The organism is Nocardia sp. X0981 (genome assembly GCF_977089955.1).
Genome location: NZ_OZ372435.1, coordinates 2,294,843 through 2,317,016 on the forward strand (window position 1 = coordinate 2,294,843; position 22,174 = coordinate 2,317,016).

Annotated in this window: 1 protein-coding gene (only partly in view); it reads left to right on the forward strand. The window is 64.5% G+C overall.

The genetic code is table 11. The features are described 5' to 3' along the window. Positions 1-21,306 carry the end of a GntR family transcriptional regulator gene (locus ACYR7D_RS09940; RefSeq protein ID WP_459549312.1) on the forward strand. It extends 68,067 nt beyond the left edge of the window, so the window shows 21,306 of its 89,373 coding nt (coding positions 68,068-89,373); its start codon lies beyond the left edge, outside the window; it ends in the stop codon at positions 21,304-21,306. Positions 21,307-22,174: the final 868 nt, after the last annotated feature.

Sequence of the window (22,174 nt, forward strand, 5' to 3'; positions counted from 1 at the left end):
ATCGGCATTCGTTGGGCGATCCGCACCCGCGAACTCGAAGTGGGCCAACAGCTCACACCGGCCGGGGTACTCGCCGATTACTTGGAAATATCGCCCCGAATCGTCGAGCGGGTGTACCGGAAGCTGGCCAACGAGGGCTATCTGGAGACCCACCACGGTGGCGGCACCACTGTGGCAAGTGATGAGAACTGGCCCGACGACTCCGGCCAACCGGCGATGCCGATCGCGTTTTCCCTCGCAGAACGAGCCGCCGAGCCCAGTACCCCGGGCAAACTCCGGTCCGCGGAGGTCGTCACCAAGCTCGCCGGTGCCCCCTCACCGGATTCCCTCCTCGATCCCTCGTCACAGGTGCACCCGTACTATGTTCTCCTCGGTGCGTTTCACCGAAAGTTTCTGGCCGGTGAATTCGAAGGCGGCCAAAGGCTTCCAGAGCCCCAGGATCTCGCCGAATACCTGTATGTCACGGACAATACCGTCGTACGGGTGTACTTCACCCTGCACATCGCCGGCTACCTGAGAGTCCGCGCCGGTCAGGGTGTCACGGTGGCGAACGATGAACAGCGGTCATCGACGTGGACCCCCCCTCCGATCGCAGCCACGCTCCTTCCTGAAGAGTTGGTTGCCGCGCTTACCGGGGATCCTTCGCCGGGTTCTCTCGGCGGGCCGGAGTCGGGCGGTGACTTGTATCGTGTGCTGATCGTCGCGCTGCATCAGGCGATACTCGACGGGAAGTTGGAGGAAAATACTCGGCTCCCGTCATCCAGGTATTTTTCCGCCTATGCCGGCGTGCCGAGGCGCGTCGTGGACCGGGTATTCCACACGCTGGCCGAAATCGGGTATCTGACGCTCGAGAATGAGGACTATATCATAGCAGGCGAGGAGCTGTGGCCGGAGAATTGGAGTATCCGGGACGCGATCGGATTCACTTCCGCAAAGTTGGTTGCCGCGCTTACCGGGGATCCTTCGCCGGGTTCTCTTGTCGATCCGGATTCGGGTGGTGACTCATATCGTGTTCTGATCGCGAGACTGCATCGGGCAATTCGCGACGGGAAACTCGAGCAGAGTGATCGGCTCCCGTCCTTTGTGGATTTCGCCACCTACATCGAAGTGCCGTGGCAAGTTGTGGAACGGGTGTACCACACGCTGACCGAGGTCGGGTATCTGACGTTCGAGAATGAGGACTATGTCGTAGCAGGCGAGGAGCTGTGGCCGGAGAACAGGAGTATCCGGGGTGCGCTCGGTTTCGCTCCCGCGGAGTTGGTTGCCGCGCTTACCGGGGATCCGTCGCCGCGTTCTCTCATCGATCCGCAGTCGGGTGAGTGGCCGTCCCGTGTTCTGATCGTCGCGCTGCATCAGGCGATTCTCGACGGGAAACTCGAACGGGGCGATCAGCTCCCTGCATTCGCGCATTTCGCAACCTATGTCGGTGTGTCGCAGCAAGTCACGGCTCGGGTGTATCGCATACTGGTCGGGATCGGGTACCTGACGTTCGAAAAGGGGCGCTATTTCGTAGCAGGGGAGGAGCTGTGGCCGGAGAACAGGAGTATCCGGGGTGCGCTCGGTTTCGCTCCCGCGGAGTTGGTTGCCGCGCTTACCGGGGATTCTTCGCCGGGTTCTCTCGTCGGTCCGGATTCGGGTGGTGACCCGTATCGTGTTCTGATCGTTGCGCTGCATCAGGCGATTCTCGACGGGAAACTCGAGCAGGGTGATCGGCTCCCGTTACGCAGGGTTTTCGCCGACTATGTCGGTGTGTCGTGGCAAGTCGTGAACAGGGTGTACCGCACGCTGGTCGAGGCCGGATACCTGGCGTCCGAGGATGAGGACTATGTCGTAGCAGGCGAGGAGCTGTGGCCGGAGAATTGGAGTATCCGGGGTGCGATCGGATTTGCTCCTGCGGAGTTGGTTGCCGCGCTTACCGGGGATTCTTCGCCGGGTTCTCTCGTCGATCCGGGCTCGGGCGACAGGCCGTATCGTGTTCTGGTCGTTGCGCTGCATCAGGCGATTCTCGACGGGAAACTCCAGCAGGGTGATCGGCTCCCGCTGCGTACGGATTTAGCCGCCTATACCGGTGTGTCGCGGTACCTCGTGTACCGGGTGTACCGCACGCTGACCGAACTCGGATACCTGATGCTCAAAGGGGTGCGTTATTTCGTTACAGGGGAGGAGCTGTGGCCGGTCAATCGGGGTATTCGGAACGTGATCGGGTTCAGTCCCGCGGAGTTGGTTGCCGCGCTTACCGGGGATTCTTCGCCGGGTTCTCTCGGCGATCGGCAGTCGGGTGAGTGGCCGTATCGTGTTCTGATCGTCGCGCTGCATCAGGCGATTCTCGACGGGAAACTCGAGCAGGGTGATCGGATTCCGTCACGCGAGGGTTTCGCCACCTATGTCGGTGTGTCGTGGCAAGTCGTGGACAGGGTGTACCGCACGCTGGTCGAGGCCGGATACCTGGCGTCCGAGGATGAGGACTATGTCGTAGCAGGCGAGGAGCTGTGGCCGGAGAATTGGAGTATCCGGGGTGCGATCGGATTTGCTCCTGCGGAGTTGGTTGCCGCGCTTACCGGGGATTCTTCGCCGGGTTCTCTCGTCGATCCGGGCTCGGGCGACAGGCCGTATCGTGGTCTGGTCGTTGCGCTGCATCAGGCGATTCTCGACGGGAAACTCCAGCAGGGTGATCGGCTCCCGCTGCGTACGGATTTAGCCGCCTATGCCGGTGTGTCGCGGTACCTCGTGCGCCGGGTGTACCGCACCCTGGTCAGGGCCGGGTACTTGGCGTCCGAACATAATAATTACTTCGTTACAGGGGAGGAGCTGTGGCCGGAGAACGGGAGTATCCGGGGTGCGCTCGGATTCGCTCCCGCGGAGTTGGTTGCCGCGCTTACCGGGGATCCGTCGCCGGGTTCTCTCGTCGACCCGGGCTCGGGCGACAGGCCGTATCGTGTTCTGGTCGTTGCGCTGCATCAGGCGATTCTCGACGGGAAACTCCAGCAGGGTGATCGGCTCCCGCTGCGTACGGATTTAGCCGCCTATGCCGGTGTGTCGCGGTACCTCGTGCGCCGGGTGTACCGCACCCTGGTCAGGGCCGGGTACTTGGCGTCCGAACATAATAATTACTTCGTTACAGGGGAGGAGCTGTGGCCGGAGAATTGGAGTATCGGGGACGCGCTCGGATTCGCTCCCGCGGAGTTGGTTGCCGAGCTCACCGGGGATCCTTCGCCGGGTTCTCTCGTCGGTCCGGATTCGGGTGGTGACCCGTATCGTGTTCTGATCGTCGCGCTGCATCAGGCGATTCTCGACGGGAAACTCCAGCAGGGTGATCGGCTCCCGTTACGCACGGTTTTCGCCGACTATGTCGGTATGTCGAGACGCGCTGTGTACCGGGTGTACCGCACGCTGGTCGAGGTCGGGTACTTGGCGTCCGAGAATGAGGACTATGTCGTAGCAGGCGAGGAGCTGTGGCCGAAGAACAGGAGTATTCGGAACCTTCTCGGGTTCAGTCCCGCGGAGTTGGTTGCCGAGCTCATCGGGGATTCTTCGCCGGGTTCTCTCATCGGTCCGGATTCGGGTGGTGACCCGTATCGTGTTCTGATCGTCGCGCTGCATCAGGCGATTCTCGACGGGAAACTCGAGCAGGGTGATCGGCTTCCGTCACGCGAGGGTTTCGCCACCTATGTCGACGTGTCGTGGCAAGTCGTGGACAGGGCGTACCGCACACTGGTCGAGGTCGGGTACCTGACGTCCGAGAATGAGGACTATGTCGTTACAGGCGAGGAGCTGTGGCCGAAGAACAGGAGTATCCGGGGTGTGATCGGATTCGCTCCCGCGGAGTTGGTTGCCGAGTTCACCGGGGATTCGTCGCCGGGTTCTCTCATCGATCCGGATTCGGGTGGTGACCCGTATCGTGTTCTGATCGTCGCGCTGCATCAGGCGATTCTCGACAGGAAACTCGAGCAGGGTGATCGGCTCCCGTCACGCATGGGTTTCGCCACCTATGCCGGTGTGCAACGGCGTGTTGTGTACCGGGTGTACCGCACACTGGTCGAGGTCGGGTACCTGACGTCCGAGAATGAGGCCCATGTCGTAGCAGGCGAGGAGCTGTGGCCGAAGAACAGGAGTATTCGGAACCTTCTCGGGTTCAGTCCCGCGGAGTTGGTTGCCGAGTTCACCGGGGATTCGTCGCCGGGTTCTCTCATCGATCCGGATTCGGGTGGTGACCCGTATCGTGTTCTGATCGTCGCGCTGTACGAGGCGATTCTCGACGGGAAACTCGAGCAGGGTGATCGGCTCCCGTCACGCATGGGTTTCGCCACCTATGCAGGCGTGAGGTGGCAGGTCGTGAACAGGGTGTACCGCGCCCTGGCCGAGGTCGGATACCTGACATTCGAAAATGAAGACTATGTCGTAACAGGCAATGAGCAATGGCCGAAGAGCTGGAGTATTCGGAACGCGATCAGACTCACTCCAGAAGAGTTCTTCATCAGACTTACCGGGGTTCCGTCACCGGAGTCTCTCATGCTTCGAGCGGACGGGACCAGTTGGCGTAATAGGCTCACCTCTGCCCTGCGTCGAGCGTTCACCGATGGAAAATTCGAAAAGGGCGAACTGTTACCACTGGCTACGGAGCTCGGAGCACGTCTCGGTATATCGAGTCAAACTGTTGGGTGGGCGTATCGCACTCTGGCCGAGGACGGCTGCCTGTCCCTATCCACCAACCATGAGACCAGAGTAACGGGTGAAAAGCCGCGGCAGCCGGAGCCGCGTCGATCGTCCCCACGAGGCGGCGTCTCTCCAGCGCTCGACAGGCGTCCGGGGAACGGGAGCCGGCACGATCCCGCGATTGATCGTGAAATTCTCGTCCTGATCGCAGGGAGTAAGACGAATGAAGAAATTGCGCAGCTGCTCGATAAGGGCGTAGGCTTCGTGCGCAGCGCCTTGTCGCGTATTCTGCGCGAATCGGGGGCGGTCGACCGAACCCACGCCGTCGTTCAAGCGCTGCGCCGAGAAACCATCCGCCTGGCTGATATACCGGAGCCTGACCCCGCGTCCACCTACTCGCTGAGCGACCGCGAGAGACGGATCCTCGGGCTACTTGCCGTATACGACAAATATAAGACGATCGCGACGGCCACCGGGCTCTCGACCAATATCGTGTCCACCAGCGTCACGAATTCGGTCCAGATCCTCGGTGCCAGCACTCCGACAGCGGCATTCGTTCGGGCGCTACAGGTCGGGGTTCTCGAACTGGACGCCCTACCGATCGCGTCCTCCGCGCCGACTCGTGAGCCCACCGAGGAGGAAATCGAACGTCTCGGCCGGTTCGCCGGAGGCCAGCCGGTAGATCGAATCATCGAAATCGCTCGCGCACTGGGTGCTCGGGGCGGAACCGAAGCGGTCGCCCGAGCTCTGCGCATGGGCTACCTCGACCTGAACGAGATTCCGCTGCCGCCGCGATCGGTCCGGATATCGCCTCGGGAAAGGGAAGTGCTTCTACTGGTCGGCGTGGGCCTGAGTAACCGCCGAATCGCGTTGCATCTGGGCCTGTCGACGGTAACAGTCAAAGAGAGACTGGCTCTTCTGCATCGTAAGTTCGGAGTCGGTGATCGTACCGCTGTCGTAGTGGAAGCGTTGCGATATGGGGTTATCGACCTGGACAGTATTCCCACGTCCCCTCCTGGAGAAGGAGAGATGGAGCCGTCCGGGCGACAGCCATTCGACGGGGATGCGTCCTACACCGCGCCCGATGCGCCGGCCGATGGACGCGAAACCATCACACCGGCCGGCGCCGACCGCCCGCCCTCGGCCGCCGGTCGGCCGGACACGGTAACCAGTGAAGGGCCGCAGCAGGCGATGCTTCGCCGGTCGGCGCCACGGCGTGGTGTCCCGCCCACGATCGACGGCACCGCGGCCCGCCCGTGGTCCGATGCGCTCCATCGGAAGGATTTGCTCGAGGATTTCGGCCTCCGCGCGGTGTTGAACGCTACCGGCGGTGGTGCCGCTCGCGGTGATCGCCCGCAACATGAGCCCCAAGAGCCCACACCTGACGGGTCCGATACCGGCGAGACCACGGTAGAGCCACATACCGAGCGCGGCGGCCGGTGGAGTGTCCTACTCGACGAGCAAGCCGCCCTGTACCAGAACAACTACGGGACCCAGCGGCTCGGCATTCATGCCGAGATCGAGGAAGGCGTCCTCTTCTGGACCGTTCGGGCCGGGCCCGGGACTCCCCGCGGCCGGGTGATGTTTCACGAGATGATGGACAGTGCTCCGCTCCCGGTCGAGGAAATCGACGGTTACTGGTACATCGACGAGGCCGAATCCGAGTCCGGGCGCGCTTTGGACAGCAATATCGTCAGCTTCAACGAGGCGCTTGTTCGTGACCCGTCGCTATCCCTCGAGGACGCGGCGCTCAACAACACTTTCACGGGAAAGATGGCGCGGGAGTACGGGTACACCCGCGTCCGGTTCTTGCAGCTCGAGGGGAGCGACAGCGAGCTCTCGGTGGCCGAACTCCGCTCCCGTGGCGCATTCACGGTGGTGAATGTCCGGTTCGCCGAGCCCGAGGAACCGACCCGGTCGGGGGCGGGCACCGCCGAGGAAACGCTGCCCGCCGAGGACCACGACCACCTCGCCCCAGCAGCGCGGGCCGATACGGAAACGCCGGAGCGGCAAGCGCGAGCATCGGCGAGCTCGGCCGAAAGCGAAACCGGCGCCGGGCAGGCGGCCGACCTCCGGCAAGCGCCCCGCGACGACGGCTCCTCGCGGACACCGACCGACCCCGTCGCCCACCTATCCGGCGAGCCGAGCACGATCGAGGCCGCGGCGGAAGGCCGGATCGCCGGCCCGTATACGGCGGACGAGCCGGATCGGCAGCTGCTGGAGACCGCGCTCACCGGCGGCCCCATCACCGATATCGATATGGCATACGCCGAGGACGCGCTGCGCGGGTTCGCGCCGGGTGCGACCGTGGCGGATCTGTTTCCCGAGGACCGGCCCGGCGGGGATGTCGTCGCACTGGCCCGTGAGCGAGCGACCGCCGTTGCCGAATGGTGGCATTCGCTCGACGGAATCCGGCGAGAAGCGCTGATACACGTCTACAACGAGATCGGCAATGTCGCCGGTATCCCGGCGGCGGCCAGAGATGCCGCCAACCGGCGGAAACTCGATCGGGACCTCGCGGACTTCATCGCCCGCAGCCCCGAGCGGCTCGGGCTCGGACAGACTGTCAATCCCGAGTTCGGGCCCGGGGAACCGCAGCGGCTACGCCGCATCCTCGATATACGTAAGGCTCTGGCGGAGGCGCATCTTCGGGCGAAGGCGATGCGTCCGAATATCGAGCCACCGCCGGTGCGGCTCCTGGCCTATCACGACACCGGATTCGAACTCGGGTTCGGCGATTTCGATACCGCGACCTCGATTTCCGAGCATGTGGTGTACGACGACGATCTATCGTACAGCGCCGACCATATGACCCGCGTAGGCGACCATTACGAGGCGACTACCAAGCGGGCCGGGGGCATCCGGACAGCTTCCAAGATCTCTCACCGGTATATCGCGTTCCGCGGCGCGGCACTCGAGAAGCAGCAGCGCGGGTGGCAGATCGTGGCAGGTATCGCGGGTTTCAACGCGGGTCGCGCATACGCGGCTCAGCTGCCGGAGGGCGCTCCGGCACCCATGATTCATATTTTCGCCTACGGCACCAGCGCGGCCATAGTGGGCGCGGCCGGCGCACAGGGAAGGTTGAGCGGCGAGGTCACCACAGTGACGTTATCCGATCCACGCGGCGATCTGCGGGTCGCGGACGCGGCGGAGTTCGGTGTCGCGGAAGTGAATATCGTGTACACGCGGGCGCGCCGGTCTTTCGTGCGGAGCACGGGCGTCCGCCGAGTTTTCCGCCGTGGTGTGGGCAAGAAATTCGGTGGACGGCAGATCAGCGTGCTCCCGGCACGCGATCCCAAGAAATCGGTGCTCGGACGTTACCTTTCCGCCGATCCGGACACCGGCGCTCCCTCACTGTCACTGATGGTGTTCGCCGGTATCTCGGCGTACGAAACCGTTCCGGTTCTCGATCCGGTCGAGCCCGTGACCGAGCAGCGCATACCGGCCCCCGTCGCTCACCCGGTCGATTCGGACCCGGCACCGCTGCCGGAGCATACCGGCGCCGATCATCCCTCGGCGGTGGCCGAAGCGGACAGCGGTCGGCGCCGGAGAAAACCGCGCCGGCACTCCTCGCGGGTAACCCAGGTGGTGACCGCGCAGGATATCGCCGCCAGCTTCGCGATGATCGACGACGGTTCCGGCAGACGAGACTTCCGTTCCGTCCCCGGGTTGCCCGGCAGCTATCGGCATCTTCACGCGGGGATCCTGCCCGGGGTATCAGAGCCGACGTATGCCGAAAAAGAGTTCGCCCGCAGTGCGTTCGGTGGCGGGAGCCCGGTACTTTCTCCGGCCGATCTGGTACACGGCGAATATACCGATGACGAGGTGCGAGAGCGGTCGGTGCAGCGAACGGAGACGAACTTCCGGTGGTGGCATCAGCTGACTCCGGAACAGGCAGAGACCGTGTGGCGGGTGGTCCCCGAGCTGGGAAACGCCGACGGTATTCCTTTCGCGGTACGGGATCGGGTCAATCGGTTGTCGATCGCCCGCGATCTGGCGGCCTACCGCGCCAGGTGCCCCGAAGGCGCCGATATCGAGCAATGGATCAAAACACAGCTCGATCCCGAGGAACGGCTGCATCTGCGCAACCTGGTCTACACTCACCACGCCTTGGGGAAAGCGGAGCTCAGAGCACGGTCGATGGAACCCGTCGTGCGCGCCCCCGCCGTACAGGTCATCGCTTATGAAGCAGCGGCATTCAGAGGATCCGGACGCGCTCTGGTCGGCTTCGGTGATGCCGATACCGCCGAGGTCACGTTATGGCAGGTTCCCGGGATCACCACCACACTGCAACGTTTGAACAGCCGGTTGACCAATTCGTGGAACCTCTACAGCGCGGCGGCGAGACTGGATCCGGATCTCGGGATCTTCTCGATGGCGTGGCTCGGCTACGACGCGCCCAGTGGCGGGAAGATGATGGTCGAAACCATCTCGCCCCGATCGGCGATCGAGGGCGGCCGGTTGCTGGTGCGAGACCTCTGGGGCCTCGATACGACTCGCCGGCTGCGCAGTGAACTCCCCGGCGGTTCTCCGGTACCGCTGAATCGGCTCTTCGCTCACAGCTACGGCTCCACCACGTCGGCATGGGCCGCATCGGACGATCGATTCGTCGATGCGGGCGGGTCGAGATCCGTGGTCCGATCGGTCACCGTTCTGGGTTCTCCCGGTGTGGGAGCGCTGCGGCACGCGGATGAGTTCCGGGTCGAGGAGGTGTACACCGCCGCGCACAACGAGGATCCGGTGACCTGGCTGGGATCGGATATACCGGGGCTGCCCGGCAGGATCGCCGGCCGCGGCCAGGGGATGGATCCGGCGGCGGAGCTCTTCGGCGCGGTCCGGATGCAGTCGCAGTTCCCGGATATGCCACGGTTCGCCACTCCGCTGCGCAGCCATCGCCAATACTTCCAGTACATCGACCCCGTTGCCGGAATCCCCACCGAGCCGCTGGGCCACTTCGCTCTGATCGCGGTGGGCCGTGGCGCCGAGGTGCCCCGCGCCCCGCACCGGCCGAGCCCTCGGAACCCGACCTGGCGGCACCGCCGGGTCGGCTCCCGGCTCACCGACCCCGAGGCCCACCGCGCCGCGGCAGCCGATGGTCCCGCCCGCTACCGGCGGCCCCTGGCCGTTCGTGATCGCCGGCCGCGCGGCGCTACCCGACGGCCGGCCAGAGGCGCCGGTGGGCCGGCACCGGGCCCGGTGACCTCGTTCGACGACCCCCGCTCCGTGGCCGATATCTTCGATCTTCCGATGCGACGCAGGCCGAGGAATCCTTCCGGTGGCAGTTCGCCCGAGCAGCAGGCAGTCTTCTTCGCCGACGACCCGGGCCTCGATCCATCAGCACAGGCCAATGCGGCCAGTGGTGGTCGTACCGCGAAGAGCGAGCGGGCTGCGTCCGGAGACGATAGTAGGGCGGATCGACCCGACACCCCGATCACCTCCGCGAAACCCGGCCCGCTGCCCGATGCTTTGTTCGCGGAGGTGGTCGAGCGCGTACGGGTGACTGTGGGCCGGCTGGTGGAACGTGGTGTCGTCGCGCTCGACACGGCCGAGCAGCGCCGGCTGGTGCGCGAAATCGTCGACGATATCGTCACCGCCGCCGCGCCGCTGCTGATCGATACTTCCGCCGCCGGTTTCGGTCAGAAGCTGGCCAATATCACCGGAAAAACTATTCAGCACCATGTCGATATCGAGCGGTATCGCCGACGTATGCTCGATGCCCTTCCCGACCATCTTCGTAGTGAAGCACCCGGACAAGTGCTGCAACGCCTTCCGCGAGGCGAATTATGGCAACGCATCCGTGACCTTGCTACCGAGTATCCCTCCCGGTACCGCAGTCTCTTCGACTCCACTGACCCACTGGCAGCGCAGCGCCGATATCGAGCCGCGCTCACCATCGCGCAGATTTTGGCCGATGAGGCCAACGATGGCTCATCGATTTCCCCACCGGAATTGGTCAGTGCGATCACCGGGGGCCGACCGGTCGACAAGCTGGTGAACAAGGCAGTCCAGCACGGCTGGTCCGAGGCTCTAACCATTGCCCTCTACCAGGCGTATCATGCCGGCAAGTTCGGCGAAGGCCGAAAACTTCCCTCCATCGCGCAGCTCGTCGAATACCTGAACAGTGCGATCCGTACCGTCGGTGCCGAACACCCGCAGGTTTCGGAATGGGATGTCAGAACGGCGTACCAGAAACTCAGCGAGGCGGGCCCTCCTTCAGCGGCCGTACGGCGAAACAGAACCGTGGCGAGGCCGAGCGGTCGGCTGAAACGCGTGGCGTCATCCACTCCGCTCGATCCAGCAGAACTTCTCGAAATACTCACCGGCGACAGCACTCCCGGCACCCTTATCCGTGCAAGAACCGAACTCCGGAGTTGGCACAAAGCCCTCACCACCGCATTTCGCCGCGCGCTTCACGACGGTAAGTTCGTCGAAGGCCAACAGCTGACCCCGATCGTGCCACTAGCGCAATTTCTCGGCCTATCGCAGAGGACAGTTGCCTACGTTTACGATGAACTGGATGCCCTCCACTATCTGGAGAGGATAGAGGGTGGCGCGATCGTAGGCCCCGAGAGTGACCGGCCGACGTCGATGGACCCGATCACCATGGTCCTCACCGCATCGGAGCTCCTGGAGATACTCACCGGGGATCCCACCCCCGCCACCCTCGCCCGTTCGGCGGCCGAACTCGGGAGTTGGCACGCGGCTCTGGTCACCGCGCTGCGCCGGGCACTGGATGATGGCAAGTTGGTGGAAGGTCAGCAACTGACATCAGCCTCGATAATGGCCCGGCACTTGGGCATTGCGAAGTACACAGTCACCCGGGTATATGCTCGACTTGCCGAGGAACTGTATCTGATCGTCGTCCAGGGGCAGGGCACCACTGTGGCGAGTCCGAAAGGTAGGAAGAAACCGAATCATCGGCAGCAGCCCCCAGCTGATCATTCGCCGGAGCTTCCGGTTGATGCATCGCCGGAGCTTCCGGTTGATGAATCGTCGGAGTCCCCAGCTGAGCCTCCTCATTCCCTCACCGCATCACAGCTTTTGACGATACTCAGCGGGGACCCTACTCCCGCCGCCCTCGCCCGTTCGGCGGCCGAACTCGGAAGTTGGCCCGCGGCTCTGGCCACCGCGTTTCGCCGGGCATTTTATGACGGCAAGTTCGTGGGAGGCCAGAAATTGACACCGGCGGCGAGGTTGGCCCGCCACCTCGGTAAAGCGAACGAGATTGTCGCCCGTGAATACCGGAAACTGGCTGCTCTCCACTATCTGGAAATGAGTCGCAGTGGTGTGTTCGTGCGGCCTGAGAGCGACTGGCCGGCATCAATGGACCTGACCCCTGCAATATCAAAAAATAATGTCGGCCGCGTAGACGCGAAGCTGGCCGCCCTGCGCTATCGCGAAATAGGGCGGGAGGGGTCGATCGCGGCGTCTGAGAGCGGCCGGGTGGCATCTGCGCGCCCCACCACTACTGCCCTCACCGCACGAGAACTTCTCGAAAGACTCACCGGGGACCCCACCCCCGACACCCTCATACGTTCGGCAACCGATCTTCGAAGTGGGCAGGCCGCTCTCACCACCGCATTTCGCCAGGCACTGCGCGAAGGCAAGCTCGGTCCGGGCCGGAAACTCCCCTCGATCAGGGAACTCGCCGGATACCTGAGCAGTCCGGCCCGTACCGTCGGCCCCGAATATCGGAGCATCTCAGCAGTTACTGTCAGGCAGGCGTACGCGCAACTCACCGAGGAAGGCTGGCTGGCATCGGCTCCGGGGTGGGGTACGGCCGTGGCGCGTGAAAGCCGTTGGCCGAAATCTGTTGCTCCGTTCACGCTCCCGGATGAGCAGTCGACGACTGAAGCCACCTCCCCCCTTACGGGCGTTCGGGCGACGGGATCGAACCATCATACGGATATGACAGCACGGCGACTACGCGGTGGAGTTCCCCCCACGGCAGATGGCACCGTGCCCCGCCCATTGGACGACGGGATCCGATCGAGGGAACTGCTCGAAGATGTCCGCCTTCGCGCGGTGTGGAACGCCACCGGAGGTGGTGGCACTCGCGGCGGGCGGCCGCGATCGGGCCCTCGTGACCCCGCGGCCGGTCGGGAGCCCGAGGCCGGGTCCGAATCTCCCGGAGCGGTCGGGTCCGCCGATCCGCCTCCCTTGGTGAATACCGATGGTCCCGGCCCGGAACTGGCCGCCGCGCTACACCTCGACGTAGACGCCGATCTCGACGGTCCGACCGATCATCGGCCGGATCGAGTGATCTCGCCGACCACCCCCGGCCGAGACGATCCGCACGGGTGGCGGGTGCACAACCCGCCCGGCGTCTCGACGGCGAGCGAATATCGTCCGCTCGGTGGCGACTCCGGCGTGGATATGTCGCCGGAGGACGCCCGGACCATCGCCTACGCGGCGCTCGCGCGCAACGAGACCGCGGAGGGGTTCGGCAACCGGATCTACTTCATCGGTGAATATGTGCTCGTGCTGGTGAAACCCGTGGAAGGGGTGGATCCGAAACAATTCCCGCAACACGCGGTGTTACGAGAGCTGACCCGCGCCGGCGTGGAGAATACGCCGCGGGTTTTCGCGGTCCTGACGGATTTCCGGTTGCCGGAGGGAACGGTGACCACCGAATCGGCACCCGCGATGATCCTGCGGCGGGAGCCGGGCCGGAAGGGCGATCAAGCCGAGTTCTACCACCGGCGCCGGGAGATCCTCGCCGTGGCGAAGCGGATGTTCGAGCAGTTGCGTTCCGTGGATGTGGCCCCCTTGCGGCAGTACCTGCCCGATGATGTGCCCACGGATGTCTGGGAGTTCGCCCGCTACGTCATCGATGCGCAGCGCGGGGTGCTTCGTTCGATGGCGGAACAAGACGCCCGCGCGGTATTCGATTACTTCGGCAGTATCAGCGCGGACAAGACACTCGCGGCACCGCCGGGTGAGCTCTATCGACAAGCTTCCGAACCGGCGGCGAACTACCGGCATCTCGGTGCGCCCGACGACGACAACCGGCCGGAGCTGCCCGCGCGCGAGGCATTCGATCTGCTTCGACTCGCGCTACGGTTGCAGGGGGGTATCGAGCAAGGCGGGCATTGGGCCGGCGCCTTCGTCGGCGACGGCTATCGGGTCGGCTGGGATATCCGCTCGAACAGCCCGCTCGGTGACGATCCGCTGGGCCTGCGGTTGTTCGCGGGGCAGGAGCACCGCCTGGCGACCGTCACGGCACCGCTGGTACCCGAGCTGCTACCGCGAGTTCTGCATGCCTTCCGCGGGACGGAAGTGATGGAGGGCCGGGACGTCCCGAACCTGGTGTTGGTTACGCGGCGGCTGCCCGGCGCCCAGCGCGAAGGCCGCGACCTGCGCGCCATGGTCGACGAGATCCACCACACCCGTGACCTGCTCCTGCGGCAGTTGGCCCGGGTGCCGCGGAGCGTGCTGGACGATCTGGCTCCCGGCGCTCCGCGCAGTGCCCGCGGTTTCCTGCGCTCACTGATCGAGCACGCTCGGGCGGCGTTCGAGCCGCACCGGAACGCGGTGGAAGCGCTGGGACTGGTCGATGTCGCCGACCCGTTCCGGGAAGTGGCGGCGCGGATCGGTGAATTGGACGATCGGCCACTGCAATTGGCGCCGATAGCCTTCGACGGCACGAACATACTGTTCGCCAACGATCGCGTTTCCGGAGTGACCGGGGCACTCGGCCTGGTCGACAGGTCATGGCCGACGGCCTGGTTGGCCACCAGAAACACGGGCCTGGTCTCCAAGGAGTTGCTCGATAAGAACGCGGCTGTCTACACGCATTTCCTCTCCGTATGGTTTCTCGTGGAACAAGCGGTCGGCCTGGCTTCGGAACAGGCTCCGAAGCCAGGGGCCGGTGGGCCGGCGCCGGGCCCGGTGACCTCGTTCGACGACCCCCGATCCGTGGCCGATATCTTCGACCTACCGGTGCGACGCAGGCCGAGGAATCTTTTCGGCGGCAGTTCCCCCGAGCAGCAGTCGATCTTCTTCGCCGATGACCGCCGCCTCGACCGATCGGCACAGGCCAACGCCGGTAGTCGTCGTCGCCCCGCGGACAGCACGCGGTCTGTGCCCAGCGCGGATGGTGGGGCCGACCGCTCCGACACCCCGAGCGCATCCGCGGAGCCCGGCCCGTTGCGCGCCGAGCCGGCCGGAGAGGTGCTCAGATGGGTACGGACGGCCGTGGGCCGGTTGGTGGAGCGGGGTGTCATCGAGCTCGACGCGGAGCAGCAGCGTCAGCTGGTGGGTGAGATCGTCGATGACGTCGCCACCGCGGCCGCACCCTTGCTCTCCGACGCCTCGGACGCCGGTATCGGCCAGAAATTGGCCGGTATCACCAGGCGGACCATCCAGCATCATGTCGGGATCGAAGAGTCTCGCCGCCGCATGCTCGATGCTCTTCCCGAGGAGCTCCGGAGCGGAGCACACGGGCGAGCACTGAAGCGATTCACGCGCAGCGAATTGCGGCAACGCCTTCGTGATCTGGCCACCGAGCATCCCTTCCAGTACCGCAGTCTCAACGATTTCGCTGATCCACTGGCAGCACAGCGCCGATTCCGGGCCGCGCTCACCGTCACGCGGATTCCGTTCGAGGAGACTGTCGCGGACGAGCCGCCGAGTGGGGTGGCCACGATCTCCGCGCAGGCATTCGTCACGACGATCGCCGAAGGCTTGCCCTGGGAGCAGGGGACCGGTGACACCGAAAACCCGGATCTCGGTCGGGAGGCGATCGCAGCTCTGGCGGGCAAGCACAGCTGGCGTAGCGTTCTCGTTTATTTGATCGGCCTCGCGATCCACGAGGGCAGGCTCGCGGTGGATCAGAATCTCCCGTCACGGAACGCAGTCGCCGAGCACCTCGGTGTATCGGGGACATCGGTGGCGGATGCGTATCGCGATCTGGAGCAACGGGAGTATGTGGTCGAAACCGCGTACGGTTTTGTGGTGGGTGCGGAAGGGCGGCCGTCTCGTCCGGACCCGCTTCCGCTGCCGGCGCTCGAGGCTGCTGGTTTCGTGGACAAGCTCACCGAAAGCGATGCGGTCGAGGGTCGTGGTCGTGAGGTGATCGCAGCGCTTGCCGGCGCACGCAACTGGCGTATTACTCTCGTTTCTTTGATCGGCCATGCGATTCACGACGGTAAGCTCGCGGTGAATCAGCAGCTCACGTCACAGACCGCGCTCGGCAAATACCTCGGCGTGAGCGGTACGACAGTTACAGAGATTTATCGTGCCCTGGAGCAGCAGGGGTACGTGGTCGAAACCGCGTACGGTTTTGTGGTGGCGGGTGCGGAAGGGCGGCCGTCTCGTCCGGACCCGCTTCCGCTGCCGGCGCTCGAGGCTGCTGGTTTCGTGGACAAGCTCACCGAAAGCGATGTGGTCGAGGGTGGTGGTCGTGAGGCGATCGCGGCGTTGGCGGGCGTGCACACCTGGCGTGGTGTTCTCGGTTATCTGATCGCTGTGGCGATCCACGACGGCGAGCTGGTGGTGAATCAGAAGCTCCCGTTACGGAACGCAGTCGCCGAGCACCTCGGTATATCGGTGACGCCGGTGGCGGATGCGTATCGCGATCTGGAGCAGCAGGGGTATGTGGTCGAAACCGCGTACGGTTCTGTCGTGGCAGGTGCGAAAGGGCGGCCGCCTCGCCCGAAGCCGCTCCTGCTTCCGGTGCTCGATGCTGCCGGTCTCGTAAGAAAGCTCACCGAAAGCGATGCGGTCGAGGGTCGGGGTCGTGAGGCGATCGCGGCGTTGGCGGGCGTGCACACCTGGCGTGGTGTTCTCGGTTATCTGATCGCTGTGGCGATCCACGACGGCGAGCTGGTGGTGAATCAGAAGCTCCCGTTACGGAACGCAGTCGCCGAGCACCTCGGTATATCGGGGACACCGGTGGCGGATGCGTATCGCGATCTCGAACAGCAGGGGTATGTGTCCGAAGCCCTGGATGGTTTTGTGGTGGCGGGTGCGCAAGGGCGGCCGTCTCGTCCGGATTCGCTTCCGCTGCCGGCGCTCGAGGCTGCTGGTTTCGTGGACAAGCTCGCCGAAAGCGATGAGGTCGCGGGTGGTGGTCGGGAGGCGATCGCAGCTCTGGCGGGCGAGCACACCTGGCGTAGGGTTCTCGCTCACTTGATCGCTGTGGCGATCCACGACGGCAAGCTCTCGGTGAACGAGAAGCTCACGTCGCCAACCGAACTCGGCGCACACCTCGGTGTAGCGGATAAGACAGTCGCAGCGGTCTATCGTGCCCTGGAGCAGCAGGGGTATGTGGTCGAAACCGCGTACGGTTTTGTGGTGGCGGGTGCCGAGGGGCGGCCGTCTCGTCCGGATTCGCTTCCGTTGCCGGCGCTCGAGGCTGCTGGTTTCGTGGACAAGCTCACCGAAAGCGATGAGGTCGAGGGTGGTGGTCGGGAGGCGATCGCAGCTCTGGCGGGCGAGCACACCTGGCGTAGGGTTCTCGCTCACTTGATCGCTGTGGCGATCCACGACGGCAAGCTCTCGGTGGGGCAGAAGCTGCCGCTGCTGTCGGGGCTCGGCGCACACCTCGGTATAGCGGATACGACAGTCGCGGATGCCTATCGCGATCTCGAACAGCAGGGGTATGTGTCCGAAGCCCTGGATGGTTTCGTGGTGGCGGGTGCGCAAGGGCGGCCGTCTCGTCCGGATTCGCTTCCGCTGCCGGCGCTCGAGGCTGCTGGTTTCGTGGACAAGCTCGCCGAAAGCGATGAGGTCGAGGGTGGTGGTCGGGAGGCGATCGCAGCTCTGGCGGGCGAGCACACCTGGCGTAGGGTTCTCGCTCACTTGATCGCTGTGGCGATCCACGACGGCAAGCTCTCGGTGAACGAGAAGCTCACGTCGCCAACCGAACTCGGCGCACACCTCGGCTTAGCGGATACGACAGTCGCAGCGATTTATCGTGCCTTGGGCCAGCAGGGGTATGTGGTCAAAATCCTGGATGGTTTTGTCGTGGCGGGCCCGGAAGGGCGGCCGTCCCGTCCGTGCCCGCTTCCGCTGCCGGCGCTGGCTGCCGCCGGTTTCCTGGAAAGGCTCGACGAAGGTGCGGATGGCGATGCGATCGGAGCTTTGGCGGCCGCGCGCAGCTGGCGTAAGACTTTCGTTTCGCTGATCAGCTATGCGATCTGCCACGGCAACCTCGCGGTGAACCAAAAGCTCACACCGCCGGCGGAACTCCGCAAACATCTCGGTGTAAAGGATATGACAGTCGCCAGGGCATATGGCGATCTCGAACAGCAGGGATATGTAGCCAAAACCGCGGACGGTTTTGTCGTGGTGGACGCTTCCCCGTGGCCGGCCGGCTCCGCCGGACCCGACGCTGCTTCCGGGCAGCGCAGTGCCGCGCAGCAGATATCGGGCGGCAAAAGCTTTTCGCCGGCGGTGAACGATCGGCGCGCGAGAGTACCTCGGCGTACAGGCATGATCGGCACCATCGGTGTTCCCGACCCGTCGCAGCGTTTCGGCGAGGAAAGCGATCTCTGGTATCGCGGCCCGAGGCTCGCCCGGGGGCAGCGCCGAGTGGAGTGGCTCGCGCAGGTCGAGGCGACCGGTGGCGGCTGGGCTCCCAAACCGCGAAACCTTTTCGGTAGTTCCCCTGAGCAGCAGGCAGTGTTCTTCGCGGATGACCGCCGCCTCGATGCCTCGGCGCAGGCCAATGGGGGTAATCGTGGTCCCGCGAACAGCAGGCGGGCTGCGCCCGACGGCGAGGTCAGGGCCGAGCGGCCCGGCGCCGCGGCCGCGTCCGCGAAACCGGGTTCGTCGCGCGCTGAGTGGGTCGAGGAGATGGTCGGACGGGAATGGCCGGCTGTGCGCCGGCTGGTGCAGCGTGGTGTCATCGAGCTCGATGCGGCGCAGCAGGAACAGATGATGCGCGAGATCGTCGACGATATCGTCGCCGCGGCCGCTCCGCTGCGGGATGATTCCGTCACCGATATGGGCCGGCTACTGGCCAATATCACCGTACAGACCATCCGGAATCACGTCGGGATCGAAAGGTCTCGCCGCCGCATGCTCGATGCTCTTCCCGAGGAGCTTCGGAGCGGAGCACACGGGCGAGCACTGAAGCGATTCACGCGCAGCGAATTGCGGCAACGCCTTCGTGATCTGGCCACCGAGCATCCCTTCCAGTACCGCAGTCTCAACGATTTCGCTGATCCACTGGCAGCACAGCGCCGATTCCGGGCCGCGCTCACCGTCACGCGGATTCCGTTCGAGGAGACTGTCGAGGACGAGCCGCCGAGTGGGGTGGCCACGATCTCCGCGCAGGCATTCGTCACGACGATCGCCGAAGGTTTACCCTGGGAGCAGGGGACCGGTGACACCGAAAACCCGGAACCCGGTCGGGAGGCGATCGCAGCTCTGGCGGGCAAGCACAGCTGGCGTAGCGTTCTCGTTTATTTGATCGGCCTCGCGATCCACGAGGACAGGTTCTCGGTGAACGAGAATCTCAGTTCCCCAACGGAACTCGGTGCACATCTCGGCGTAGCGAATACGACAGTCGCAGCGGTCTATCGTGCCCTGGAGGAGCAGGGGTATGTGGTCGAAACCGCGTACGGTTTTGTGGTGGCGGGTGCACAAGGGCGGCCGTCTCGTCCGGACCTGCTTCCGCTGCCGGCGCTCGAGGCTGCTGGTTTCGTGGACAAGCTCACCGAAAGCGATGAGGTCGAGGGTCGTGGTCGGGAGGCGATCGCAGCTCTGGCGGGCGAGCACACCTGGCGTGGTGTTCTCGGTTATCTGATCGCTGTGGCGATCCACGACGGCGAGCTCGCGGTGGATCAGAAGCTCCCGTTACGGAACGCAGTCGCCGAGCACCTCGGTATATCGGGGACACCGGTGGCGGATGCGTATCGCGATCTGGAGCAGCAGGGGTATGTGGTCGAAACCGCGTACGGTTTTGTGGTGGCGGGTGCGGAAGGGCGGCCGCCTCGTCCGGACCCGCCGGGTGGGGTGGCCAGTATTTCCGCGCAGGATTTCGTTATTGCGATCACCGAAGGCCGGCCGACCGACGAATTGGTGAACACGGCAGTCCAGCACGACTGGTTCACCGCTCTCGCTTTTGTCCTCCGCCGGGCGCTCCACGAAGGCAGGTTCAGCGAAGGCGAAAAGTTTCCCCTGCCCGCGATCGTCGCGGAATATTTGAATAGTTCGGTATGTGCCGCCGGTGCCGGCGATCCGGAGGTTACGGCGTCTACTGTCGACAGGGTATATACAAAACTCGCCGAGGAGCTGTATCTGACAAGAAGTAGGGGCCCGAAGGGCACGAGGGTGGCGAGTACGAGTGGCTGGCCGGAACCGACTGATGTGGAACCACTTCCAGCAGTGCCGACTCGCCCCCTCGCGCCGGCGGACTTTCTCGGGATGATCACCAGGAGCTCCGACCCCGTCATCACGGAGCGCGATCGGGAGGCGACCACGAAGTCGGAGCTCCCACGCTACGGACGTCGGGCTCTTGTTTCTCTGATCATCGAGGCGATCCGTGACGGCGGACTCTCGGAAGGCCGGAGGCTTCCGCCGCGGCAGCCGCTCGGCAAACACCTCGGTGTATCGGATAAGACGGTTGCCTGGATCTACCATGAGCTGGAACAACAGGGGTATGTGGTCAACACTACGGACGGCCTTGCCGTGGCCGGTGAAGGAGGGGAGCCGGCTCGTCCGCTCCCGGTTCCGGTGCTCGATGTCGCCGGTTTCGTGGACAAGCTCACCGAAAGTGAGGCGATCGAAGGTCGCGGTCGCGAGGCGATCAGAAAGGTGGCGCACCCACGTGCCTGGCGTAGCACTCTTGTTCCGCTGATCATCGAGGCGATCCGCGGCGGCGGGCTCGTGGGAGGCCAGAAGTTCCCCTCGCAGTGGGAGCTCGGTAAACACCTCGGTGTATCGGATACGACGGTCATCTGGGTCTATCGTGAGTTGAAACGGCAGGGGTATGTGGTCGAAACCACCGGCGGTTTCGTCGTGGCCGGTGAAGAAGGGCGGCCGGCTCGTCCGGATCCGCTGCCGATTCCGGAGTCTGCTACTGATTTCGTGGACAAGCTCACCGAAAGCGAGGCGATCGAAGGTCACGGTCGCGAGGCGAGCAACAAGTCGGGGCCCGCGCACTACGGGCGTCGGATTCTTGTTTCTCTGATCCATGAGGCGATCCGCGGCGGCGGGTTCGTGGCGGGCCAGAAGCTTCCGGCGCAGGGGGAACTCGCCACACTCCTCGGTGTATCGGATACGACGATCGCCTTGGTCTATCGAGAGTTGGAACAGCGGCGGTATGTGGTCGAAACCACCGATGGTTTCGTCGTGGCCGGTGAAGAAGGGCGGCCGATTCGCCCGGACCCGCTCCCGGTACTCGATGTCGCCGGCTTCGTGGACAAGCTCACCGAAAGTGAGGCGATCGAAGGTCGCGGTCGCGAGGCGATCAGAAAGGTGGCGCACCCACGTGCCTGGCGTAGCACTCTTGTTCCGCTGATCATCGATGCGATCCGCGGCGGCGGGCTCGTGGGAGGTCAGAAGTTCCCCTCGCGGTGGGAACTCGGCAAATACCTCGGGGTATCGGATACCACGGTTGCCTGGATCTATCATGAGCTGGAACGGCAGGGGTATGTGGTCGAAACCACGGATGGTTTCGTCGTGGCGGATGCCGACCGGTAGCCGGTCGGCTCCGCCGCATCCAAAACCGCTCCCGGCCGGCGCAGCGGATATCCGGTGGCGAAGCTTCTCACCAACTCCGGATGATCGGCGGGCGACGGTGCCTCGGAGTACGAGCATGATCGGCTCCGGCGGTGTTTCCGGTCCGTTGCTCCGGAATGCCTCCCAGTGTCGGGAACCCGCCGGGATCGAGACGGAACCGCCATCGGCCTATCATCCCAGGAGCTGGAGTCTCATCTGGTCGGGCGATATGTGGGTCGGCGCACGCTGCCGACGGTGCCGAGATAGTCGAGAAGTCAGGACGTATGGAAGACAGGGCGCCTTCCGGGCCTCCTACACCGGACCCTCTGCCCATACCGAACAACCCATGGCCCCAACTCAAGGAATACGCGACCCGGTCGAAGGATCCGCTGAAGTTCGAGGGGATGATGGCGGGTCGACGCGGTTCGACTCCGGTCGGAGCGCCACCGACCGCGGGCTCCGGACAGCCTCCCAGGGAGGGGAATTCGCGGTGGTCGCGACCGGACTGTCGGCCGCCTATCATTGTAGGTCCGGTTGATGTGTACCTCGGGGCGGAGCCGCGTACTTGCCGGGCTCGTATCGCTGGTTTCCTGGGCCGTCACGATAGTAACGGCACCGCCGCGCTGCCGATGGTGCCGAGATAGTCGAGGAGTCGGGAGGTATGGGAGACATGATGCCTTCCAACCTCTTGTACGTAATCTTTCGGCTTTTGCGTGGCCGAAGCACCGGACTCCCGGCGCTTACCGGCCGAATGCCGGGAGCGATGGCCGGTGGAGGTTCCCGGAACTTCGGGCGCGGTCCGATCGGATTCATGTCAGGATGTGAATCGGATGGACCGGTGGTCCGTCCG